The organism is Massilia aurea (assembly GCF_024753205.1).
In the GTDB taxonomy this organism is placed as follows: domain Bacteria; phylum Pseudomonadota; class Gammaproteobacteria; order Burkholderiales; family Burkholderiaceae_D; genus Telluria; species Telluria aurea.
In genome coordinates, this window is record NZ_JANUGZ010000002.1 from 1,061,080 (window position 1) to 1,082,603 (window position 21,524).

Genomic DNA, 21,524 nt, shown 5'->3' on the forward strand with positions numbered 1-21,524 from the left:
TTTTTTCTGGAGTCAAACGCATGAAGTCTTCCCTGATCCGCCCGGCGCTTGCGCTGGCGCTGGCTGCAAGCCTGGCCGCCTGTGGCGGCAGCGATAAAGCCGAGTTCACCGTTGCCGGTTCGGTAACCGGTATCGTTTATGATGGCCTCACCCTGAGCAATGCCGGCGTGCCACTGAAGGTCGCACCGCCAGCCACGGCCGGTGCACCGGTGCGCTTTGCTTTCCCGGACAAGCTGGAATACGGCGACACCTATGCCGTCACCGTTACCGCGAACCCGGCACACCAGAGTTGCGAACCAAGCGTTCCGGACGGCGGTATCTACACCAACAACGCCGACACGGCGGGCCGTCTGGTGACAATTGACATTGCGATTGCTTGCCGAATCAACACCCGTCCCATCGGTGGCACGATCACCGGCCTGACCGGCGCCGGCCTGGTGCTGGCCAACGGCAGTACCGGAGGCACTTATTCGGCCGCGACGCCAGCAACGCCGCCATCCACGACCCCGATCTCCTACGAGCTGCCTGAAGTGCAATTCGGCACGACCTATGGCGTCACGGTCAGCAAGCAGCCGGCTGGCCAGGTCTGCACAGTCGTCAACCCCACCGGCACCATGGGTGACGAACGCGTGACCAATATCAACGTGACGTGCGTCGCCGGGTAATATCAAAAAGAGTTATATGTAATTCTTATGTCGAGTATGCGAAAGGAAAATTGGACTTATATGCTGTAACGCAGCATACTGGACCTGTCTCCTCCAACTCTCCTCAGAAAAGAATTGGATTTCGGCCCGCTCTTGTAGCGGGCCTTTTTTTTGCCCGTGCCAGCAGCGTGGCCATGAAAAAAGCGCCCTGAAGGCGCTTTGATCTGGTGACATGGTGGCCAGACGGCCACGGCGGCTATGCCTGGCTCGGCAGATTGGCCAGCGCCACATACTGCGCCAGGCTCACGGCTTCGGGCCGCACGCTCGGGTCGATGCCCGCTTCCACCAGCTGCGCTTCGGTGAACATCCCTGCCACACAGTTGCGAATGACCTTGCGCCGCTGCGAGAAGGCCTTGGCCACCACCGCTTCAAGGCGTTTGGCGTCGCACGGCAGTTGCTGCTTGACCGGCACCATGCGCACGATGGCCGATTCGACTTGCGGCGGCGGATCGAATGCGGTGGGCGGCACGATGAACATCAGCGACATGTCATAGCGCCATTGCAGCATCACTGACAGGCGGCCGTAGGTCTTGCTGCCCGGCTTGGCCACCATGCGCTCGACCACTTCCTTTTGCAGCATGAAGTGCTGGTCTTCGATCAGGTGGGCGAAGTCCGCCAGGTGGAACAGCAGCGGACTGGAAATGTTATACGGCAAATTGCCCACCACGCGCAGCTTCTGCCCCTCGGCCACCGGAATCGCGCCGAAGTCGAACTTCAAGGCGTCGCCCGAATGCACCGTCAGGCGCTCGCGCGGATAGGCTTTTTCCAGGCGCGTGACCAGGTCGCGGTCGAGCTCGACGACGTGCATGTGGTCGAGCTGCTTGAGCAGCAGCGCCGTCATCGCGGCCAGGCCCGGTCCGATTTCGACCATGGTCTCGCCCTGGCGCGGCGCGATGGCGTCGATGATGTCGGAGAGGACTTGCTTGTCGGTCAGGAAGTTCTGACCGAAGCGCTTGCGTGCTACGTGTTTCATGAATGCTTTCTTGATGATTTGATGCCGGCCGCGCGCTGCGCCAGCACCATGTGCATGGCGGCGCCGATCGCTTCGATCATGCTGCCGCAATCGGCCAGGCCGAGACCCTGCGCGGCCAGGTCGAGCGCGGTGCCATGGTCGACCGAGGTGCGGATCAACGGCAGGCCGAGCGTGACATTGATACCGCGCCCGAAGGTCGCGTGCTTGAGCACCGGCAGACCCTGGTCGTGGTACATCGCCAGCACGCAATCGGCGTCTTTCAGGTACTTCGGCTGGAACAGCGTGTCGGCCGGATACGGGCCGCGCGCATCGATGCCGCGCGTACGCGCTGCCTCGAGCACCGGCGTGATGACGTCGATCTCCTCGCGGCCCAGGTAGCCGTTTTCGCCCGCATGCGGGTTCAGGCCAGTGACCAGGATGACGGGCGCGGCGATGCCGAACTTGGTGGTCAGATCGGCGTGCAGGATATCGAGCACCTGGGTCAGGTTCTCGCGCGTGAGCGCGCCCGGGACGTCCTTCAGCGGCAGATGGGTGGTGGCCAGCGCAACGCGCAGGTACGGTTGATCCCCGCCTGGCGCGCCGGCCAGCATCATCACCACTTTCGGCGTACCGGTCTTCTCGGCCAGGTACTCGGTGTGACCGGAGAACGCGACACCGGCATCGTTGATCGTGCTTTTCTGCAGCGGCGCAGTAACGATGCCGTCGAACCAGCCCCGCTCGCAGCCTTCGATGGCCAGGTCGAGCGTGGCCAGCACGGCGCGGCCGTTCTCGGGGTCGAGCCGGCCCGGCACCACGTGGGCGTCGAGCGGCACGTCGATGACCGCCAGCCGCGCGGCGCCGAAGTGCGGCAGGCCGCCGTTGCGCAGCGCCTGGGTCGACAGGGCGGCCAGGCGGATGGCGGGATCGATCAGGCTGGCCGTAAGCGCCAGGAAGGCAGCGTCGCCCACCAGCACGCAGTTGGCCTCATCGCGCATGGCCCAGGCGGCGCGGATCGCGATCTCGGGGCCGATGCCTGCTGGCTCGCCGACCGTGATCGCCAGCGTGGGCCGTTGGTGCGCCAGCGGGCGCACAGGCGCCTGCGGCGCGACCATTGCTTACTGCTCCTCGCGGAATTCGACGTAGGCGCGGTCGCGCACCTGGCGCATCCAGTCTTCCATCGCTTCCTGCATCTTGCGGTCACGCAGAACCTGGCGTGCCACGTTGCGCTCTTTCTGCTGCGTCACGTCTTCGCTCTTGCGCTCGACGACCTGGATCAGGTGGAAGCCGAACGGCGACTGCACGATGTCGGACGTATCGCCCGGCTTGAGGGCGTTCATCGCAGTCTCGAATTCCGGCACGGTGTCGCCCGGATACAGCCAGCCCAGATCGCCGCCCTTGCTGGCCGAACCATCCTGCGAGTACTGGCGGGCCAGGTCTTCGAAGGTGCCGGCATTGTTGGCCATTTTTTCCTTGATTTCCAGCAGCTTGCGCTTGACTTCACCCTCGGTCATGGTCGGGGTGACCTTGAGCAGGATGTGGCGTGCGCGGGTCTGCTCGACGACGGCCTTGTCGGTCTCGCTGGCCAGCGAACGCTTGCCGGCCAGTTTCAGGATGTGAAAGCCAACGTTGGTCTTGAGGATCGGCGTGACCTGGCCGGATTCCAGCTTGCGCAGCTCGGTCGAGAAATTCGGCGGCAGGCGGTCGGCATCGCGCCAGCCGATGTCACCGCCCTTGAGCGCGTCCGGGGCGTCGGAATAGGTCGACGCCATGCGCGCGAAGTCGGCGCCGGTGCGCAGCTGGCGCATCACTTCTTCAGCGCGCGCGGCGCGGGCGGCGATCTGCTCGGGCGAGGCGTTCTCGGGCACCCGCACCAGGATCTGGGCGATGTTGACTTCGATGCGGTCGGCAGCGGCGGCCTTGGCGGCGGCCATATAGGTGTCGATCTCGGCTTCCGAGACCTGCACCTTGCTGTCGACTTCGTGTTCGCGCAGGCGCTGCATCATGATTTCGTTGCGGATGTCTTCACGGAACTGCGAGAAGGGCATCCCTTCTTTTTCCATCTGGTTGCGCATGTCCTGCACCGACAGCTTCTGGTTCTCGGCGATGCGGCCGATCGTGGCGTCCAGGGTGCGGTCGTCGACCTTGACGCCCATCTCCTTGGCCAGCTGCAGCTGGGCGCGCTCGACGATCATCGCCTCGAGCACCTGGCGCTCCATCGTGGCGGTGTCGGGCAGCTGGGCGTTACGCGCCTTCATGTTCGCCGTCACCTGGACCATGCGGCCAGCCACTTCGTTGCGCGTGATGACTTCATCGTTGACAACGACCTGGATCGAGTCGACCACCTTGGCGTTGGCCGAGGCAGGCGGCAGGAAGCCCGAGCTGGCGGCCGGCGCTCCGGCGGCCGGCGTGGCAGCGGCAGGCGTCGTGGCGGCCGGCGTACCGGCGGCGGGCGCCGCGGCCTGGGCCAGGACCTGGCCGGCGCTCATCGCGCACAGCAGCGCGGCTGCCAACTGGAGAGACTGCAAACGGGTAGTACGCATCATCTGGAAAGCACTCATTTGAGGATTGTTCACGTCAGGTTGGACGACGAAGTATGGACACCGAGTCTGAAATTTGACTTAGGAAGTATTGATGTATTCTGGCGGATGGAATCGGCAACGAAAAATGTGCCCGGCAAGGCGCAAACCACAGCGATACCGCGTGGTATCGCGAGGATTTGCAACGCAGCAGGGTGCATTTTTTCGTGGCCGATTCCGCCGTCATGAATAGATCAGTACTTCCTTAAGGCCGGCCAATGCCGGCATTCAGTCGCGTATAGCCCGGGACGCTCTTGTTGAACGACTCGAGCGGATTGCCCAGGCCCAGGCGCGACAAGCCATTGAGCTCGAGCTGGAAGAAGATCGGCGTCGACGTCGTCTGGGCCGCCGTCACGAAACGCTGCGCGCCCATCCGGAACACCCAGCAATCGGCCTGGTACTCGAGACCGATGAGACTTTCGATCAGCTTGCTGCCCGTGGACGGATTGATCGCCTGGCCCACACCATACGAACGCAGCGCGTAACTGACCCGCCCAACGCCATACCAGCGCCGCGAGATCGGGTACTGCGCCGACAGGTCGATATTACGGAAGCTGTCACGCTGATAACGATACTCGGCATTCACGGCCTTCATCTTCCCCGGACGCCACTGCACGCTCACGTTCGAGCTGTACAGACTGCTTCCGGCCGCATCGTATTGTACGCCGCTATCGAAGCTCCAGGACTCGGAAATGGTGCCGCCGGCCGCCAGCAGCAGGTCGTACCGGCTTTGCTGGGCCGCTTCGCCCGCGATGCGCACGCGCGGCTCTTCGAAGTACAGGCGCTGGCCGATGGCCAGGCGCAATCGCTCGGCGCCGTCTTCCTGGATGAAGCGCGACACCAGCGCCGCGGTCAGCTGGTTGGCGTCGGACACGCGGTCCAGGCCCACGTAGCGGTTCTCGGAAAACAGCTGGGCGTAATTGAAGCCCGAACGGCCCGTGTCGAACAGCGGGACATCGTCCTGGTTCTCGTACGGCGTGTACACATAGAACAGGCGCGGCTCGAGCGTCTGCGTGGTGGACTTGCCAAACAGCGACGCGTCGCGCTCGAACACCAGGCCGCTGTCGAACGACACCGTCGGAATCGAGCGCGTGAGCTTGGTCGGCTTGCCCAGACGCGTTGCGTGGTCATCGAGATCGTACTGGGCCGCGTTGTACATCAGCTTGGGCGTGACGAACCAGCCCGGGCGCACGATCGGATAACTGACCTGGCCCTGGACCACGGCGCGTGAGCCGCCCACGTCGGTGGGGTGGGCGAAGCGGGTCGCTTCGGCGTCGACCGCCCAGTCGAAGCCCGCCACGTCGTAGCGCGCCGAACGGAAGTTAATCTGTGGCAGGCGGTCGTACGGCCGCGGCACCGTCAGGCTTGGGTTGGTGGCGGCCGCCGGGTCTTGCAGCACCTGATAATTCTGGGCGCGCGCGGACAGGCTCCAGTACTTGGCGGCGTACTCGGTACGCAGTTCGCGCAGCAACTGGCGCTCGGCGCTGGCGGCGACGGTGCGCGAAAAGTCGGACGGGTATTCATCGTCCGATGCGCCATGCAGGTTCCAGCCGTACGACCAGCCCGGCCTGACCATGCCGTTGTGCAGCGAATCGGCGCGCCAGCGCGTGGTGCCGGTTTCGCGGTCGTCCGGCAACACTTCGACGTGGGTTTCGCCGTTGTACGTGCTGCCCAGGTAACGACCGGTCGCACCCAGCTGGAAACCGCGATCGAACATCATGCGCGGGTACAGCGTCAGGTCGCGGTTCGGCGCGATATTGACGTAGTACGGCACCATCACTTCGGCCTTGCCCTGCGAGCCGAAGCCGACGGTCGGCGGCAGCCAGCCCGAACGGCGCTGGCCCGACAGCGAGAACGACATCGCCGGCGTGCCGAGAATCGGCACGTCCTTGAAATAGATGACGGTCTTGCCGGCGGTGCCGACGTCGCGGCCCTTGTCCAGGCGCAGCGTGCTCGACTTGAGGTACCAGTCGGGATCCGGTCCTTCGCAGGTGCTGTAGGTACCGTCGCGCACGACGGCCTGCTGTTCACCCAGGAAGTCGATCCGGCTCGCCTGGCCCTGGGCATTGTTCGCCGCCATGAAATAGGTCGGGTTGAGCAGGTAGCCCTTGCCTGTTTCGAGGTTCAGCTGCAGCTCGTCGCCTTTGTAACGATCGCCAAAGCGCCACATGTCGACGTTGCCGGTGGCCGTGACCTGATCTTCGACGATCAGGTAGCAGGCCGTGTCGGCGGTCATGCCGGTCTGGCCGCGCGTGATCTCGACGTTACGGGCGAGGTCGAGCCGGCGGTCGGGCCGGCCGGCGATATCCTCGGCCTTGACGGTGACGGGAAGTTCGTCCTCGGCCTGGGCCGTTGGTGCAGGGGCGGTGACGTTGACGGTGGCGGGCGTCTGGGCGAACGCAGGCATTGCAGTGACCGAAGCCATTGCATACAGTGCGAGCACGTGTCGTGGTGGGAATGGTTGGGCCGAGGACCAGCTCATGGAAAATCGCAGCTCATGGAGAATCGACGTGCGCCATAAAGGGCGGTTTTTTTGGGATGAATCCCTTATTATAGGGGAATTAGTTCAACCAACCGGATTCATCAGGCCGCTTCATGTCATCTTTGTCTCAAAACCTTTCCGCCTCCGCCGACGCAGTGCCAGATACCCGGCTGTCGCAACTGAACGAATGGCTGGCCACGACCGGCCTGGTCGACGTCGCGTCCGGCCGCCGCGCCTCCGTCGACGCCAGTTTCCGGCGCTACTTCCGCTACGACGTCGTGGCCGACATGCAGGCCAGGCTGGGCGCGACGCTGGTCGCGATGGATGCCCCGCCCGAGCGCGAGAACGTGCCGGCCTTCATCCACGTACAGGGCTTGCTGCTGGAAGCCGGCGTTAGTGTGCCGGCGATCGCCGCGCGCAACGTCGAACAGGGTTTCCTGCTGTTGTCCGATCTGGGCAACACCACCTACCTGTCGCGCCTGTCCATTGACAATGCCGCGTTCATGTATTCGGACGCCGTCGATGCGCTGCTCAAGTTCCAGATGGCCAGCCAGCCGGACGTGCTGCCCGAGTTCGACCGCGCCTTCGTCATGCGCGAACTGGGCATCTTCCCCGAGTGGTACCTAGGCAAGCACCTGGGCGTGACGCTCGACGACAAGCAGCAGGCGCAGCTCGATGGGGTATTCGAAGCGATTGCCGCCAACGTGCTGGCGCAGCAGCAGGTGTTCATGCACCGCGATTTCCATTCGCGCAACCTGATGTTCCTCGACCAGCACAACCCGGGCGTGATTGACTTCCAGGATGCCGTGTATGGCCCGGTCACGTACGACCTGGCGTCGCTCCTGCGCGACGCCTACATCCAGTGGGACGAAGACATGGTGCTCGACTGGGTGGTGCGCTACTGGCAAAGCGCCAAAAGCGTCGGCCTGCCGGTCAATCCGGACATCGACGCGTTCTACCGCGACTTCGAATACATGGCCCTGCAGCGCCACCTGAAAATCCTCGGCATCTTCTGTCGCCTGAACTACCGCGACAACAAGGCCCACTACATGGGCGACCTGCCGACGGTGCTCGACTACGTGCGCAAGACTGCCAACCGCTACAACGAACTCAAGCCGCTGCTGCGCCTGCTCGACGCAGTCGACGACAAGCCGCAACAGTTCGGCTACACCTTCTAAGGCATCCATCATGAAAGCGATGATTTTTGCCGCCGGCCGCGGCGAGCGCATGCGGCCACTCACCGATACCTGCCCGAAGCCCCTGCTCAAGGTGCGCGGCCGGCCCCTGATCACCTGGCACGTGCTGAACCTGGTGCGCGCCGGGATTGTCGACATCGTCATCAACCACTCGCACCTGGGCCACATGATCGAGGCCGAGCTGGGCGACGGCAGCCGCTACGGCGCGCGCATCGTCTACTCGCACGAACCGAGCCCGCTCGAAACGGCCGGCGGCGTGGCCAATGCGCTGCACCTGCTGGGCGACGAACCATTTTTGGCGGTATCGGGCGACATCTATGCGCCCTACTTCGACTTCACCGAAGCGCTCGACGCGCTCAAGGACAAAGACGCGGTAGGCCAGGTCTATGCGGTCGACCAGCGCGACATCGCCTGGCTGTGGCTCACGCCAAACCCGTGGCACAACCCCGAGGGCGACTTCGCGCTCGACATGTACACGCTGCGTAACGAGGGTGACGTCAAGTTCAATTTCGCCGGCATCGGCGTCTACCGGCCCGAGATGTTCGACGGCATCCGCGCGGGCGAATTCGTCAAGTTCGGCCCCCTGATGCGGCAGTACATCGAGCAGGGTCGCATCGGTGGCGAGGTGTATCACGGCCAGTGGGTCAATGTCGGCACCGTCGGCCAGCTCGAAGAACTGAACGCGCCGCTGCGGCCGGCCAAGTCGGCGCCATGATGCCGGCCGGCGCCGTGCATGCGGACCGGCGCGCGCGCGTGCTGGCGCAGATGCAGCCGGGCGCGGTGGCGGTGCTCGGCACGGCGCCCGAAGTGATGCGCAATGGCGACAGCCCGTATCCGTACCGGCACGACAGCTATTTTTACTACCTGAGCGGGTTCGCCGAGCCTGACAGCGTCCTCGTGCTGGTGGCGGCGCTCGATGCGCGCCCTGCCCGCGCAATCCTGTTCTGCCGCGCGAAAGACCCCGACCATGAAATCTGGGAGGGCTTTCGCTACGGGCCCGATGCGGCGCGCACGGCATTCGGGTTCGACGAGGCGTATCCGGTCGACGAACTCGATCACCGCATGGTGGGCATCCTGTCGAATGCACCGGCGCTGTATTACGCGCCGGGCCACAGCGCGGCGCTCGATGCGCAGATCAACGGCTGGCTGAAAGGCGTGCGCGCACTGGGTCGAACAGGCGTGACGGCGCCGGCAACGACGCATCATCTTTTGGTGCTGCTGGACGAGATGCGGCTATTGAAGGACGCGCACGAAGTGGAGCTGATGGCGCGCGCCGGCGCCATCTCGGCTGCGGCGCATGCGCGTGCAATGCGCTCCACGCGCCCCGGCATGGTCGAATACGAGATCGAGGCCGAGCTGCTGCACGAGTTTCGCCGCAACGGCGCGCAGGCGCCAGCGTATTCGTCGATTGTCGCATCGGGCCCGAATGCCTGCGTGCTGCACTACATTTCCAACGACCGCCGCATTCTCGATGGCGAGTTGGTACTGATCGACGCCGGCTGTGAAGTCGATGGCTACGCGGGCGACATCACGCGCACCTATCCGGCCAATGGCCGCTTCACGGCGCCACAACGCACGCTGTACGAACTGGTGCTGCGCGCCCAGGCCGCAGCGCTGGCGGCCGTCCGGCCCGGCCAGCCGTACAGCGGCATCCACGAGGCGGCGGTGCGGGCGCTGACCGAAGGGATGCTCGACCTGGGCCTGCTCGACAAACGCAAGGTCGGCTCGGTCGACGACGCAATCGACACGCGCGCGTTCGCCCAGTTCTACATGCACGGCACCGGCCACTGGCTCGGGATGGACGTGCACGATGTGGGCGTGTACCGTAACCTGACGCTGCCCGACAAGCCATCGCGCGCGCTGCAGCCGGGCATGGCGCTGACCGTGGAGCCGGGCATCTATGTGCGGCCGGCCGACGGCGTGCCCGAAGAGTACTGGAACATCGGCATCCGGATCGAGGACGACGTCGTCGTCACCGGGACGGGCGCGCGCATCCTGACGGACGGCGTACCGAAAGACTTGGCGGAGATTGAAGCATGGATGAAGGCAGCGCGATGACGAACCAAACTTACGACGTCGATGTGGCGATTTGCGGTGCAGGCCCGGTGGGCCTGGCGCTGGCGGGCTTCCTGGTCCGGCGTGGCATCCCCGGGGCGCGCATCGCGCTCATCGACGGCAAGTCGCTGGGCCAGGCGATTTCGGATCCGCGCTCGATCGCGCTGTCATGGGGCAGCGCGCAACTGCTGCAAGAAGTGGGCGCATGGCCGCTGGCCGCCACGCCGATCCACGAGATCCACGTCTCGCGCCGCGGCCAGCTGGGCCGCAGCCTGATGCAGCGCGAAGACCACGACGTACCGGCGCTGGGCTACGTGACGCGCTACGGCGCCGTCGTCGATGCGCTGGCGAAGGTGGGCGAGCAGGCCGGCGTATTGATGCTGCGCCCGGCGCGCGTGACGTCGCTCGATGAACAGCCGGATGCGGCGCTGCTGCATCTGGACGATGGCAGCACGGTGCGTGCACGGGTGGCGGTGCAGGCCGAAGGCGGCCTGTTTGGCGCGCAAGACCAGCGCGCCCGCAGCCGCGACTACGAACAGAGCGCCGTCATCGCGCGCGTGACGACCGCGCTGCCGATCGCGCACCGTGCGTTCGAACGCTTCACCGACGAAGGCCCGCTGGCGCTGCTGCCCGAAGACGGCGCCGACGGCCACCAGTACGCGCTGGTCTGGTGCATGCGCCCGGACCGCGCGCAGGCGATCCTGGCGCTGGACGACACGCGGTTCCTGACGCAACTGGGCGAGGCATTCGGCGCCCGCCTGGGCGCCTTCACGAAAGTATCGCCACGCAGCGCGTTCCCGCTCGGCCTGAACGCCGAAGCACGGGCCACGGCGCGCACGGTCGCCATCGGCAATGCCGCGCAAACGCTGCACCCGGTGGCCGGCCAGGGTCTGAACCTGGGCCTGCGCGACGCCGCCGTGCTGGCGCGCCAGCTCGCGCGCGGGACGGATGCCGAAGCAATCTCCAGCTTTATGAAGGACCGCGCAGGCGACCGCCGCACAACCATCGGCCTGACCGACACGATGGCGCGTGCCTTCACGATCCCCGGCCCGCTGCAACCGCTGCTCGGCCTGGGCCTGGCGGCCCTCGACCTGACCCGCCCCGCCCGCACGCTGCTGGCCGACCTGATGATGTTCGGCCGCCGCTAACCCGGAGCAATTACCCAACAATTGGGGTCAGAGTCGAATTGTTTGACAACGTTTTTTAAAATGGCCGCCAATACATTTCCAACGGCGATGTATTGGCGGCCGCCACGCCCTGTCAGGCAGCGCGCGACAGCGCTTCCAGCAGCTTGGTGGCAGTCGCCGCCGACGAACCCGGATTCTGACCGGTGATCAGCAGGCCATCGGTGACCACATACGAACCCCAGTCATCGGTGCGCGAATAGTTGCCGCCTTTTGCCTTGAGCTCGTCTTCCACCAGGAACGGCACGATGTCCGTCAGTTCGACTGCCGCTTCTTCGGTGTTGGTGAAGCCCGTGACGCGCTTGCCCTGCACGAGTGGCGTGCCGTCGGCATTCTTCACGTGACGCAGCGCGCCCGGTGCGTGGCACACCAGCGCCACCGGCTTGTTCGCGGCGATGAACGACTCGATCAGCGCGATCGAGTTGCGGTCTTCGGCGAGGTCCCACAGCGGGCCATGGCCGCCCGGGTAGAACACGGCATCGAAGTCACCCTGCGAGACGGTGTCGAGACGCACGGTCGCAGCCAGTTGCGCGTTTGCCGCGGCATCGGCCTTGAAGCGGCGGGTGTCATCGGTCTGGGCCGATGCATCATCACTCTTCGGGTCGAGCGGCGGCTGGCCGCCGGCAGGCGAAGCCAGCACGATGTTGGCCCCGGCTTCCTTCAGCGCGTAATACGGGGCGGCCAGCTCTTCGAGCCAGAAGCCGGTCTTGCGGCCGGTGTTGCCCAGGGTGTCGTGTGAGGTGAGTACGATCAGGATGTTCATGGTGTGGCTCCTTGTTGTTGATGTTAATAGACCAGTCGTCTAGATTCCGTGTCAAAAAAACGCTTCCCGAGAAGCGTTCGTCATTGCCTTGTTTATCGAGGCAGTTGCAGCATATGCTGCGTGGTCGCCAGCGCAGCATCAAACGCTACTGCATCCCGCGCGATCTTGGCCATGAGGCTGGCGCCCAGCCACAGCTGGTACAGACTCTGCGCCACCTGCCCGGCCTCGCCCTCCACCTTCAGCGAACCGTCGGCGATGCCGCCTTCAATGGCCTCGGCCAGGCGGGCAACGATGCCGGCAGTACCTTGCTTGAGCGTCAGGCGCATCGGCTCGGACAGATCGACCACTTCGGCGCCCAGCTTGACAGCCAGGCACTTGCCCTGGCAATCGTCAAACGACTGGTTCGTGCGCCATTGCCCGAAGTACGTCAGCAATCTGCTGGCCATTGGTACAGCCGGATCGCGCAGTGTGACGTCCATCTCTGCCAGATACGCGTCGAAATATCTGGCCAGCAGCGCTTCGCCAAAGGCATCCTTCGAGCCGAAGTAATGGTAGAACGATCCCTTCGGCACGCCGGCCGAGACCAGGATCTCGTTCAGGCCCACCGCCGAGAACCCTTTGCCGGCCATGATGCGTTGCCCGACGTCGAGGATAGTGTCACGAACGCCGGACGATTCAGAGGTCAATGCTTTTGCCATGGACCTACTATACAGCAAAATTAGACCAGTCGTCTAGAGCCAGATTCAAGCGAGTCGCCAGGCTGAATGGCCAGCATTCCTGAAGGCTATTAGCCAATAATTCGACTCTGACCCTAATTGTTGGGCTATTGCTTAGTCGACGGCTTTGACCATCGCTTCGATGACTTTTTTGGCGTCGCCGAAGACCATCATCGTGTTGGGTTGATAGAACAGGTCGTTGTCCAGGCCCGCGTAGCCGGAGGCCATCGAGCGTTTGTTGACGATGATGCTTTTGGCCCGGTAGGCTTCCAGGATGGGCATGCCGGCGATCGCCGACTTCGGGTCTTTTGCGGCCGGGTTCACGACGTCGTTGGCGCCCAGGACCAGCACCACGTCGGTCTGGCCGAATTCGCCGTTGATGTCTTCCATCTCGGCCACCTGGTCGTACGGTACTTCGGCTTCCGCCAGCAGCACGTTCATGTGGCCCGGCATGCGCCCGGCCACCGGGTGGATCGCGTAGCGCACCGTCACGCCGTGCGCGGTCAGCTTGTCGACCAGTTCCTTGACCGTGTGCTGGGCGCGCGCCACGGCCAGGCCGTAGCCGGGGACGATGATGACCGACTCGGCATTCTGCAGGATGAACGCGGCGTCTTCGGCCGAGCCAGATTTGACGGGCCGCTGCTCTTTCTCCCCACCGGCATCGGCCACCGCCTCGCCGCCAAAGCCGCCCAGTAGCACATTGAAGAACGAGCGGTTCATCGCCTTGCACATGATGTACGAGAGGATCGCGCCGCTCGAGCCCACCAGCGAGCCGGCGATGATCAGCATCGCGTTGTTCAGCGAGAAGCCGATGCCCGCCGCTGCCCAGCCCGAGTACGAGTTGAGCATCGAGACCACCACCGGCATGTCGGCCCCGCCGATCGGGATGATGATCAAGACGCCCAGCACGAACGCCAGCGCCGCCATCACGATGAACGCGCCCCATGCAGGTTCAAGGCCCTCGGCGAAGCAAAAGACCAGACCCAGCGCGACAATCGCGATGGCGACGAACAGGTTCAGGATGTGCTGGCCCGCAAAGCGCACCGGCGCGCCCTGGAACAGGCGAAACTTGTACTTGCCCGACAGCTTGCCGAACGCGATCACCGAGCCCGAAAACGTCACCGCGCCGACGAACGTGCCGATGAACAGCTCGAGCCGGTTCCCGAACGGCAGCGGCTCGCCCCGCGTCGTGATGTTGAAGGCCCACGGCTCGGCCACCGCCGCGATCGCGATGCAGACGGCGGCCAGCCCGATCAGCGAGTGCATCGCTGCGACCAGTTCCGGCATCTTGGTCATCTCGACCTTCTTCGCGGCGGTCGCGCCGATCGCGCCGCCCACGACCACGCCCAGTAGCACCAGGCCGAACCCCAGCCCCCCGCCCTGCTGCAGCCGCTCCTGCAGTTTGAGCATCAGCGCGATGGTAGTCAGCACCGCGATCGCCATGCCGGCCATCCCGAACGCATTGCCCAGGCGCGCGCTCGATGGCGACGACAGGCCCTTGAGCGCCTGGATGAAGCACACCGAGGCCACCAGATAGAACAGCGTGACCAGATTCATGCTGATGGCGTTCATGCCGCGTCCTCCTGCTTCGGCGCGGCCTTGGGCACCTTCTTGCGGAACATCTCCAGCATGCGCTGCGTGACCAGGAAGCCACCAAACACGTTCACGGCCGCCAGCGCCACGGCCAGCGTGCCGGCCACGCGCCCCGTCAAGCCTTCGGTCAGGCCGGCGGCCAGCATGGCGCCGACGATGACGATGGCCGATATCGCGTTGGTCACCGCCATCAGCGGCGTATGCAGCGCCGGGGTGACGGTCCAGACCACGTGGTAGCCGACGTAGATCGCCAGCACGAAGATGATCAGGTTGATGACGGTGTGGCTGATGTCCATGGTGTCTCCTGTCGGTTCTTGTCAACGATGCCAACGTCTTCGATGCCAACGTCTTATGTGCGCAGCAGTTCTCCGGCGCCGCACATCAGGGTCGCGCGCACGATCTCGTCGTCGCGGTCGATATGAAACTGACCGTCGGCGTCAATCACCAGCTTGAGAAAATCCAGCACATTGCGCGCATAAAGGGCCGAGGCATCGGCCGGCACCAGCGTGGCCAGATCGGGCTCGCCGATGATGTGCACGCCGTGCTTGAGGACAGTGGCGCCGATCTCGCTCAGCACGCAGTTGCCGCCCTGCGCCACGGCCATGTCGACGATCACGGACCCCGGCTTCATGGCGCGCACGGTGTCTTCGCCGATCAGCACCGGCGCGCGCCGCCCGGGAATCAGGGCGGTGGTAATGATGATGTCGGCCAGCTTCGCGCGTTCGTGCACGAGCTGCGCCTGGCGCCGCATCCAGTCGGCCGGCATTGCGCGCGCATAGCCACCGCTGCCGGCCGCGATCTCGCGCTCTTCGTCGGTTTCATACGGCACGTCGATGAATTTTGCGCCAAGCGACTCCACCTGCTCTTTCACCGGCGGGCGCACGTCGGACGCTTCGATCACGGCGCCCAGCCGCTTGGCGGTGGCGATTGCCTGCAGGCCAGCCACCCCGACGCCCATGATCAGCACGCGCGCCGCCTTGACGGTGCCGGCGGCCGTCATCAGCATCGGCATGAAGCGCCCGTAGGTATTCGCGGCCAGCAGGATGGCCTTGTAGCCGGCGATGTTCGCCTGCGACGACAGCACGTCGAGCGATTGCGCACGCGTGATGCGTGGCGCGGCTTCCAGGGCAAAGGCGGTGATGCCGGCCGTGGCCAGTGCGGCGAGATTCTCACCATCGAAGGGATCGAGCATCCCGACCAGGACTGCTTCGCGGCGCATCAAGGCCAGCTCGGCAGCGGCCGGACTGCGCACCTTGAGCACCAGGTCGGCGCCGAACGCGCCCGGCGCATCGACGATGACGGCGCCGGCGGCTTCGAACGCGGCATCCGGCGCCGCCGCATGCAGGCCGGCGCCGGCCTGCACCACGACCGCGTGGCGCGCGGCCAGCTTTTTCACGGTCTCGGGGGTGGCTGCAACACGGGTCTCGCCCGGCCGGGTTTCGGCCGGAATACCAATTCTCATGGATCCCTCCATTCGTTGAACTGCCGCGCCAGCAAATCTATCACGTCTTTACAGTGATTGTTCAAATATTAAATTTACGTAGCCGATTTGATCCTTGGTAGACGCGGTGCAGGGCGCACCGGGCCATGATGGTTGTTTTTGCGTCAGATCAAGCCCGATTAACCACATGCCAACGTTGCAGGAAGCGACCGGCTGAGCAAACACGGGCCTTGTCAAGGTAGAATACCGGCTCATTTTCAAGGACAGGCATGAGCGATATCTTCAAACCATCGGTTACCGTGGCAGCGATCATCGAGCACGAGGGCCGGTTCCTGCTGATCGAAGAAGAGACGAGCGAAGGTATCAAGCTGAACCAGCCCGCCGGCCATCTCGACCCGCACGAATCGCTGGAACAGGCGGTGGTGCGCGAAGCGCTCGAAGAAACGGCGCACGAATTCATCCCGCGCTCGCTGGTGGGCATGTACATGTCGCGCTACCACTCGAAGTCGCGCAATGCCGACGTCACCTATCTGCGCTTTACCTTCGCCGGCAGCGTCGGGCGCCAGTTCGACCAGCCGCTCGACGAAGGCATCCTGCGCACCATGTGGATGACGCGCGACGAAATCGCCGCCACGGTCGACCGCCACCGCAGCCCGATCGTGCTGCGCTGCGTGGACGACTACCTGGCCGGCCAGAGCACGCCGCTCTCGCTGCTGCACACCCACCCTTCGGTCTTCGAAGGCGGGATCTGAAGAATTCACTACGGACGTAACATGCGCAAGAAAAAAGTCGTGATCGGGATGTCGGGCGGAGTCGACTCCTCGGTCGCGGCCTGGATGCTCAAGGAACAAGGCTATGACGTGGTCGGCCTGTTCATGAAGAACTGGGAAGACGACGACGATTCCGAATACTGCTCGACGCGCCAGGACTGGATCGACGCGGCCAGCGTGGCCGACGTGGTCGGCGTGGACATCGAGGCGGTCAACTTCGCCGCCGAATACAAGGACCGCGTGTTCGCCGAGTTCCTGCGCGAATACCAGGCCGGTCGCACGCCGAACCCGGACGTGCTGTGCAACGCCGAAATCAAGTTCAAGGCCTTTCTCGACCATGCGATGAAGCTGGGCGCCGACCTGATCGCCACCGGCCACTATGCGCGCGTGCGCGAAAATACGGCCAGCGGCAGCTTCGAGCTGCTCAAAGCCTTCGACGCCACCAAGGACCAGAGTTATTTTCTGCATCGCCTGAGCCAGGCGCAGTTGTCCAAGTCGCTGTTCCCGCTGGGCGAGATCCCGAAAACCGAAGTGCGCAAGATCGCCGAAAAACTCCAGCTGCCCAACGCGGCCAAGAAGGATTCGACCGGCATCTGCTTTATCGGCGAGCGGCCGTTCCGCGACTTCTTGAACCGCTACCTGGCCTATAAGCCGGGCCCGATCCGGCTCGACGACGGCACGCAGGTGGGCGAGCACGTCGGCCTGTCGTTCTACACGCTGGGCCAGCGCAAGGGCATCGGCATCGGGGGCCTGAAGTCACGCAAGACCGCTGACGGCATCAGCGAGCCATGGTTCGTGGCGCGCAAGGACATCGAGGCCAACACGCTCTATATCGTGCAGGGCCACGACCATCCGTGGCTGCTGTCGGACCGGCTTGAAGCCGGCCAGGCCAGCTGGATCGCCGGCCACGCACCGGCGGCCGGCGCGCTGTCGGCCAAGACCCGCTACCGCCAGGCCGACATGGCCTGCCGCGTGCTGGCCGATGGCGACGCGCGCTTCGCGCTCGACTTCGATGAAGCCCAATGGGCAGTCACGCCGGGCCAGTCGGCCGTGCTGTACGACGGCGACGTGTGCCTGGGCGGCGGCATCATCGACGTGCGCTCAAGCGCCGCCTGACGACACATCAAGGCTGGCGCGCCGCCAGCCACTCCACCAGCACGGCGGGCGCCAGCGGCCGCGCGTGCAGGTAGCCCTGGACCTCGTCACAGCCGGCCAGGCGCAGGAAATCTTCCACCTCCACCGTTTCGACGCCTTCGGCCACGACCTTGTGACCGAGGTCGTGCGACAGCTTGATCATCGTGCCCACCAGCGCGCGGCAGCGTTCGTCCTGGACCAGGTTGCGCATGAAGCTCTGGTCGATCTTGACCACGTTCGCCGGCAGGCTTTGCAGGTACGACAGGCTGCTGTAGCCGGTGCCGAAGTCGTCGATCGCCAGTTGCACACCGGCGCGTCCGAGGCGTTCGAGCGTGGCCTGCGCAACCTTTGGGTTGCGCATCAGCGCGCTCTCGGTCAGCTCGATCACGAGGCACGATGGCGCCAGACCGTGGTGCTGCAACTCCATCAGCACGCGATCACAGAAATCCGGCTCTTCCAGGTTCACGGCCGAGACATTCACCGCCACCTGCAATGCCAGACCATCCCGGCGCCACGCGACCATCTGGCGCAGCGCCGCGCGCAGCACCCACTCGGTGGTGGCGCGCGCCAGTGACGTCGTCTCGATCACCGGCATGAATTCGCCGGGCGAGATCGCGCCGGCCGTCGGATGGTTCCAGCGCAGCAGCGCTTCAACGCCGACACAGGCCCCGTCGAGCAGGCTGACCTTGGGCTGGAACACGAGATGCAGTTCGTCCTCGCTCGCGAGCGCGGCGCCGAATTCCGTCACCAGCCAGAAGCGGCGCTGCAGGATCGCGTCGTGATGCGACGAAAACACGCGCACGCAGCGTTCGGCCGCCAGCGCATCGTGCGCGGCGCTGTGCATATTGCGCAGCAGGTCCAGGCCCTCGGTCTGGCCGACCGTGAACGGCGCAATGCCCACCGTCGTCGTCGTGATCAGGCGCGCCTGGCCATAACTGGCGCGCGCATCGAGCCACGACTGCATCTGCTCGCAGAACGGCTCGATCGACAGGCCGCGCGGCGCGAAGAACGCAAACTGCGTGCTGCCCACATGATAGATCTTGCCGGCGCCGCCCAGGCGCAGCTGCGGCACCGTTTCACGCACCATGTCGTCGAGATAGCTCGAACCCATGACGCGCTGGGCATCGCTCAGTTCCTGCGGGCTGGCCAGGCTGATCAGGGCGGCGAGGCGCACCTCGCCATTTGGCTCGTACAATTCCAGATCGTTGAAGTCGATAATGAACTGGTTGCGGTTCGGCAGGCCGCTGACCGGATCGACGCGCCCGAACGCATGCTGCAGTTCGATCTGCGCCATCACCATGGTCGCCAGGTCCGTCAGCGCCTGGCGCTCGGCCAGGCTGACCTGGCGCGGCTCGGTACCGAGCACGCACATCGCGCCGAGGCAAAAGCCTTCGCTGGTCGTGAGCGGCGCGCCGGCATAGAAGCGGATACCGCCTTCAGCCAGCGGGCTGTCGCGGAAATACGGGTCTTCCAGCAGATCCGGCACGACCAGTACCTCGCGCTCGTCCGACACCATCGCGCAGGGCGCTCTCATCCGCGGAATCGTGTCGTGGGTAATACCGACCTTCGATTTGAACCATTGACGGTTAGCGTCGGTCAGCGACACCGCCGCGATCGGCAACCCGAACAACTGCGCAGCCATGCGCGTGATGCGATCGAACGCTTCGCTGGGCGGGCTGTCGAGCAGCTCCAGACGACGCAGGGCATCGAGACGGGCAGTCTCGTACTGGGGCGACGCACAGTGCGGTTGGAAGAGCGGAGGATTCATGAAAAGACGACGCGCCGTTGCGCGTAAATATGACGAATATGACGGACAGAATCTATTGTTGCTAATAAAAAACTTAAGGTCAATCATTATTTTCAAGCGAATCGTTATATTCGTCATTTTTAGTTGCTTCGTGTAAAATAAAAGCAGCGAATCACACGAACGATGTCATGAAAACACATGAATTTAACGATCCGATACTGACTACCCGCGAAGCAGCGCAGTTGCTTGGTGTTGCTGTCAGTACGGCCCAGGTATGGATGGAGAGCGGTGATTTGCCGGCCTGGAAGACGCCGGGCGGCCATCGCCGTGTGCTCTACAGCGCCGTCATGCGCCTGATGCGCGAGCGCATGGCCTCAAAGGATGAGGTCAAGGCAGTCAGGCAGGCGGGTGCTGCGGAACTGGCGACCGAGTTCTTGCCGGCTTCGGCGCCGGACTACCCGGTCCCGGCTAATGAGGCGCAGCGGCTGGCGGCACTCGCGCAAAGCGGCCTGATGAATTCGGAAGATGACGCCGCCTTCGATCGCCTGACGTGGCTCGCTGGCCACGCCACGGGCTGCCCCATGTCCCTGATCACCCTGCTGTCCGCGCAGCGCCAGTGGTGCAAGTCGCGGGTCGGGATGGAAAACCGCGAGACCACGCGTTCATTGGCCTTCTGCAGTCACGCGCTGATGCAGGACGAGCCTTTCGTGGTCGAGGATGCCAGTGCCGATCCGCGCTTTGCCGACAACCCGATGGTCACCGGCGCGCCGTTCATCCGTTTCTATGCCGGCTACCCGGTACGCACCGCCGACGGGCTCGCGCTGGGCTCGCTGTGCGTGCTCGATACCGAGCCGCGCCGCCTGCGCGAGCGCGAGATGCGCGCACTGCGTGAACTGGCCGTGCTTGCATCGGACGAAGTGCAGCGCCGCGCATAGCCTGTATCAGCCCGGCTTGCCCGGCGCCTGCTGCTGCTTGACGAAGGCAATGACGGTATTGCGGATCGTCTTGAGCACGGTGTCGGCCTTGAACGGCTTGACGATGAAGCCATGCACGCCACGCGCCAGTGCGCTCTGGACCGCGGCGGCGTCGAGCGTGCCCGACACCAGAAACACGAGCGTCTTGGGCAGCGTCGCGCGCAGCTGCTCGACCACGTCGCTGCCGTCCTCGACCTGTTCGCGCGCGATGCAGATCACGTGCGGGTGGTGCTTGACTGCCAGCGCCAACCCCAGCGCGCTGGTGTGCGTGGCGCCGACCACGTCGTAGCTGCCGTCGGCCAGCACGGTGCCGAGCGTTGCGCGCGAGACGGCGTTTGCATCCACGATGACCGCTTTGAGCATAGCTTCACATTCCTTGTCAGTGCGCTGAAAAAATCAGCCTTCGTACGCCAGTGTTTTCCATGTCACGCCCAGGCGCACGTCCAGTTTCAGCGACACCAGACAGCGTGACATCTCCAGTATCTCACGCTCCGCGCGCAATCTCTCGCCAAGTGGCGTCTTGAGGATGCCGGCGCCGGCCATCACGGCCTCGAGATTGCCATACGCACCCAGCAGGCGCGCCGCCGTTTTCATGCCGACCTTCGACACGCCCGGCACGCCATCGGTCGGGTCGCCCATCAGCGCCAGCAGGTCGTGCAGTTGCTCGGGCGCCACGCCAAAGCGTGCACGGACCCAGGCGTCGTCGTGCCACTCGTTCTTGAAATGATCCCACACCAGCGCGCCGTGCGCGATCAGTGGATGCAGATCCTTGTCGGTGGTGGCCACCACCGCCGTGCCGCGGCCTTCGGACAGCCAGCGCATCACGCCAGTAGCGATCACATCGTCGGCTTCGACCTCGGGCACCATCAGCACATGCAGGCCCGCCGCGCGCAGGCGGTCGTGAAATTCGGGCAGCGCCGCGCGCAGTTCGGACGGCATCGCCGCCCTGCCCTCGCGGTAGCGCGGATACAGCGCATGGCGCCAGGTGGGGCCGCCATAATCAAAAGCAGCCAGCACGTGGGTCGGCGCATGCGCCTCGAGCACGTTGCGAAACGACGAGAACGCATGGCGCAGCGCGATGCTCGCCTTCAGGTCGGAATCGGGCTCGGGGCTGGCTTCGTAGACGCGGCGCACGATGTTCAGGCCGTCGATCGCGAGCAGCTTTCCCGGGTTAGACATGTGATGTGGGCATGAAGAGACGTGAAGGCGCCCATCATAAACCGGTTGCACGGTCGCG

20 protein-coding genes are annotated in these 21,524 nt (G+C 64.7%); 8 read left to right on the forward strand and 12 right to left on the reverse strand.

All coding sequences use genetic code 11. The features are described 5' to 3' along the window. The first annotated feature begins 20 nt into the window (after nucleotides 1–20). Nucleotides 21–665, forward strand: coding sequence for a hypothetical protein (locus NX775_RS10270; protein WP_258835905.1), 645 nt, complete (start codon nucleotides 21–23; stop codon nucleotides 663–665). A 235-nt stretch (nucleotides 666–900) separates the two neighbouring features. Here the strand turns inward: NX775_RS10270 and rsmA are convergent, their stop codons facing one another. The 4 genes from rsmA to NX775_RS10290 form a co-directional block, all read right to left on the reverse strand. Next, entirely contained in the window at nucleotides 901–1,677 is a 777-nt protein-coding gene (gene rsmA / locus NX775_RS10275; RefSeq protein ID WP_258835906.1) for a 16S rRNA (adenine(1518)-N(6)/adenine(1519)-N(6))-dimethyltransferase RsmA, read from the reverse strand. Next, nucleotides 1,674–2,768, reverse strand: coding sequence for a 4-hydroxythreonine-4-phosphate dehydrogenase PdxA (pdxA, locus tag NX775_RS10280; RefSeq protein ID WP_258835907.1), 1,095 nt, complete (start codon nucleotides 2,766–2,768; stop codon nucleotides 1,674–1,676). Before pdxA ends, rsmA begins: the two co-directional genes overlap by 4 nt. A gap of 3 nt (nucleotides 2,769–2,771) precedes the next feature. After that, nucleotides 2,772–4,199 carry a peptidylprolyl isomerase gene (locus tag NX775_RS10285; RefSeq protein WP_258835908.1) on the reverse strand — a complete coding sequence of 476 codons (1,428 nt, stop codon included), beginning with the start codon at nucleotides 4,197–4,199 and terminating at the stop codon, nucleotides 2,772–2,774. A 238-nt stretch (nucleotides 4,200–4,437) separates the two neighbouring features. Continuing rightward, nucleotides 4,438–6,714: an LPS-assembly protein LptD gene (locus NX775_RS10290; RefSeq protein ID WP_258835909.1), complete on the reverse strand. Its 2,277-nt coding sequence runs from the start codon at nucleotides 6,712–6,714 to the stop codon at nucleotides 4,438–4,440. A 113-nt stretch (nucleotides 6,715–6,827) separates the two neighbouring features. Here NX775_RS10290 and NX775_RS10295 point away from each other — a divergent pair, with 113 nt between their 5' ends. From NX775_RS10295 to NX775_RS10310, 4 genes are read left to right on the forward strand one after another with little or no spacing between them, the layout of a single operon-like run. After that, nucleotides 6,828–7,892: an aminoglycoside phosphotransferase family protein gene (locus NX775_RS10295; RefSeq protein ID WP_258835910.1), complete on the forward strand. Its 1,065-nt coding sequence runs from the start codon at nucleotides 6,828–6,830 to the stop codon at nucleotides 7,890–7,892. Between the two features lie 10 nt (nucleotides 7,893–7,902). After that, entirely contained in the window at nucleotides 7,903–8,625 is a 723-nt protein-coding gene (murU, locus tag NX775_RS10300) for an N-acetylmuramate alpha-1-phosphate uridylyltransferase MurU (RefSeq protein WP_258835911.1), read from the forward strand. Continuing rightward, entirely contained in the window at nucleotides 8,622–9,968 is a 1,347-nt protein-coding gene (gene pepP / locus NX775_RS10305) for a Xaa-Pro aminopeptidase (RefSeq protein ID WP_258835912.1), read from the forward strand. The genes murU and pepP overlap by 4 nt, the downstream gene beginning before the upstream one ends. Then, nucleotides 9,965–11,113 carry an FAD-dependent monooxygenase gene (locus NX775_RS10310; RefSeq protein WP_258835913.1) on the forward strand — a complete coding sequence of 383 codons (1,149 nt, stop codon included), beginning with the start codon at nucleotides 9,965–9,967 and terminating at the stop codon, nucleotides 11,111–11,113. Before pepP ends, NX775_RS10310 begins: the two co-directional genes overlap by 4 nt. A gap of 112 nt (nucleotides 11,114–11,225) precedes the next feature. Here NX775_RS10310 and NX775_RS10315 read toward each other — a convergent pair whose 3' ends face one another. From NX775_RS10315 to NX775_RS10335, 5 genes are all read right to left on the reverse strand, one after another. Further along, a complete protein-coding gene (locus NX775_RS10315) occupies nucleotides 11,226–11,912 on the reverse strand; it encodes a type 1 glutamine amidotransferase domain-containing protein (protein WP_258835914.1) in 687 nt (228 codons plus the stop codon). A 92-nt stretch (nucleotides 11,913–12,004) separates the two neighbouring features. Then, the gene (locus NX775_RS10320) at nucleotides 12,005–12,610 is read right to left on the reverse strand and encodes a TetR/AcrR family transcriptional regulator (protein WP_258835915.1); all 606 of its coding nucleotides are present in this window, start codon (nucleotides 12,608–12,610) and stop codon (nucleotides 12,005–12,007) included. Between the two features lie 132 nt (nucleotides 12,611–12,742). Continuing rightward, entirely contained in the window at nucleotides 12,743–14,200 is a 1,458-nt protein-coding gene (locus NX775_RS10325; protein WP_258835916.1) for an NAD(P)(+) transhydrogenase (Re/Si-specific) subunit beta, read from the reverse strand. Next, on the reverse strand, nucleotides 14,197–14,517 hold the full coding sequence (locus tag NX775_RS10330) for an NAD(P) transhydrogenase subunit alpha part 2 (RefSeq protein WP_258835917.1): 321 nt from the start codon (nucleotides 14,515–14,517) through the stop codon (nucleotides 14,197–14,199). Before NX775_RS10330 ends, NX775_RS10325 begins: the two co-directional genes overlap by 4 nt. Nucleotides 14,518–14,570: 53 nt before the next feature. Further along, a complete protein-coding gene (locus NX775_RS10335; RefSeq protein WP_258835918.1) occupies nucleotides 14,571–15,683 on the reverse strand; it encodes a Re/Si-specific NAD(P)(+) transhydrogenase subunit alpha in 1,113 nt (370 codons plus the stop codon). A gap of 248 nt (nucleotides 15,684–15,931) precedes the next feature. On the opposite strand from NX775_RS10335, the gene NX775_RS10340 reads away from it, so the two are divergent. Both NX775_RS10340 and mnmA read left to right on the forward strand, forming a co-directional pair. Next, the gene (locus NX775_RS10340) at nucleotides 15,932–16,414 is read left to right on the forward strand and encodes an NUDIX hydrolase (protein ID WP_258835919.1); all 483 of its coding nucleotides are present in this window, start codon (nucleotides 15,932–15,934) and stop codon (nucleotides 16,412–16,414) included. Nucleotides 16,415–16,435: 21 nt separating this feature from the next. Further along, complete coding sequence (gene mnmA, locus NX775_RS10345) at nucleotides 16,436–17,548, forward strand: tRNA 2-thiouridine(34) synthase MnmA (protein ID WP_258835920.1); 1,113 nt, start codon at nucleotides 16,436–16,438, stop codon at nucleotides 17,546–17,548. A gap of 7 nt (nucleotides 17,549–17,555) precedes the next feature. Here the strand turns inward: mnmA and NX775_RS10350 are convergent, their stop codons facing one another. Continuing rightward, on the reverse strand, nucleotides 17,556–19,334 hold the full coding sequence (locus tag NX775_RS10350) for a sensor domain-containing phosphodiesterase (RefSeq protein ID WP_258835921.1): 1,779 nt from the start codon (nucleotides 19,332–19,334) through the stop codon (nucleotides 17,556–17,558). 167 nt (nucleotides 19,335–19,501) lie between these two features. Between NX775_RS10350 and NX775_RS10355 the strand changes: the two genes are divergently transcribed. After that, complete coding sequence (locus NX775_RS10355) at nucleotides 19,502–20,248, forward strand: GAF domain-containing protein (protein WP_258835922.1); 747 nt, start codon at nucleotides 19,502–19,504, stop codon at nucleotides 20,246–20,248. Nucleotides 20,249–20,254: 6 nt separating this feature from the next. On the opposite strand, the gene NX775_RS10360 is transcribed toward NX775_RS10355, so the two are convergent. Both NX775_RS10360 and NX775_RS10365 read right to left on the reverse strand, forming a co-directional pair. Then, nucleotides 20,255–20,650: an ANTAR domain-containing response regulator gene (locus NX775_RS10360; RefSeq protein ID WP_258835923.1), complete on the reverse strand. Its 396-nt coding sequence runs from the start codon at nucleotides 20,648–20,650 to the stop codon at nucleotides 20,255–20,257. A 33-nt stretch (nucleotides 20,651–20,683) separates the two neighbouring features. Next, entirely contained in the window at nucleotides 20,684–21,466 is a 783-nt protein-coding gene (locus NX775_RS10365) for a 5'-3' exonuclease (RefSeq protein ID WP_258835924.1), read from the reverse strand. Nucleotides 21,467–21,524 lie beyond the last annotated feature (58 nt).

Bases quoted from the DNA above. Each gene is read 5' to 3' on its own strand.
- NX775_RS10270 (WP_258835905.1), top strand. From the start codon at position 21: ATGAAGTCTTCCCTGATCCGCCCGGCGCTTGCGCTGGCGCTGGCTGCA.
- rsmA (WP_258835906.1), bottom strand. From the start codon at position 1,677: ATGAAACACGTAGCACGCAAGCGCTTCGGTCAGAACTTCCTGACCGAC.
- pdxA (WP_258835907.1), bottom strand. From the start codon at position 2,768: ATGGTCGCGCCGCAGGCGCCTGTGCGCCCGCTGGCGCACCAACGGCCC.
- NX775_RS10285 (WP_258835908.1), bottom strand. From the start codon at position 4,199: ATGATGCGTACTACCCGTTTGCAGTCTCTCCAGTTGGCAGCCGCGCTG.
- NX775_RS10290 (WP_258835909.1), bottom strand. From the start codon at position 6,714: ATGAGCTGGTCCTCGGCCCAACCATTCCCACCACGACACGTGCTCGCA.
- NX775_RS10295 (WP_258835910.1), top strand. From the start codon at position 6,828: ATGTCATCTTTGTCTCAAAACCTTTCCGCCTCCGCCGACGCAGTGCCA.
- murU (WP_258835911.1), top strand. From the start codon at position 7,903: ATGAAAGCGATGATTTTTGCCGCCGGCCGCGGCGAGCGCATGCGGCCA.
- pepP (WP_258835912.1), top strand. From the start codon at position 8,622: ATGATGCCGGCCGGCGCCGTGCATGCGGACCGGCGCGCGCGCGTGCTG.
- NX775_RS10310 (WP_258835913.1), top strand. From the start codon at position 9,965: ATGACGAACCAAACTTACGACGTCGATGTGGCGATTTGCGGTGCAGGC.
- NX775_RS10315 (WP_258835914.1), bottom strand. From the start codon at position 11,912: ATGAACATCCTGATCGTACTCACCTCACACGACACCCTGGGCAACACC.
- NX775_RS10320 (WP_258835915.1), bottom strand. From the start codon at position 12,610: ATGGCAAAAGCATTGACCTCTGAATCGTCCGGCGTTCGTGACACTATC.
- NX775_RS10325 (WP_258835916.1), bottom strand. From the start codon at position 14,200: ATGAACGCCATCAGCATGAATCTGGTCACGCTGTTCTATCTGGTGGCC.
- NX775_RS10330 (WP_258835917.1), bottom strand. From the start codon at position 14,517: ATGGACATCAGCCACACCGTCATCAACCTGATCATCTTCGTGCTGGCG.
- NX775_RS10335 (WP_258835918.1), bottom strand. From the start codon at position 15,683: ATGAGAATTGGTATTCCGGCCGAAACCCGGCCGGGCGAGACCCGTGTT.
- NX775_RS10340 (WP_258835919.1), top strand. From the start codon at position 15,932: ATGAGCGATATCTTCAAACCATCGGTTACCGTGGCAGCGATCATCGAG.
- mnmA (WP_258835920.1), top strand. From the start codon at position 16,436: ATGCGCAAGAAAAAAGTCGTGATCGGGATGTCGGGCGGAGTCGACTCC.
- NX775_RS10350 (WP_258835921.1), bottom strand. From the start codon at position 19,334: ATGAATCCTCCGCTCTTCCAACCGCACTGTGCGTCGCCCCAGTACGAG.
- NX775_RS10355 (WP_258835922.1), top strand. From the start codon at position 19,502: ATGAAAACACATGAATTTAACGATCCGATACTGACTACCCGCGAAGCA.
- NX775_RS10360 (WP_258835923.1), bottom strand. From the start codon at position 20,650: ATGCTCAAAGCGGTCATCGTGGATGCAAACGCCGTCTCGCGCGCAACG.
- NX775_RS10365 (WP_258835924.1), bottom strand. From the start codon at position 21,466: ATGTCTAACCCGGGAAAGCTGCTCGCGATCGACGGCCTGAACATCGTG.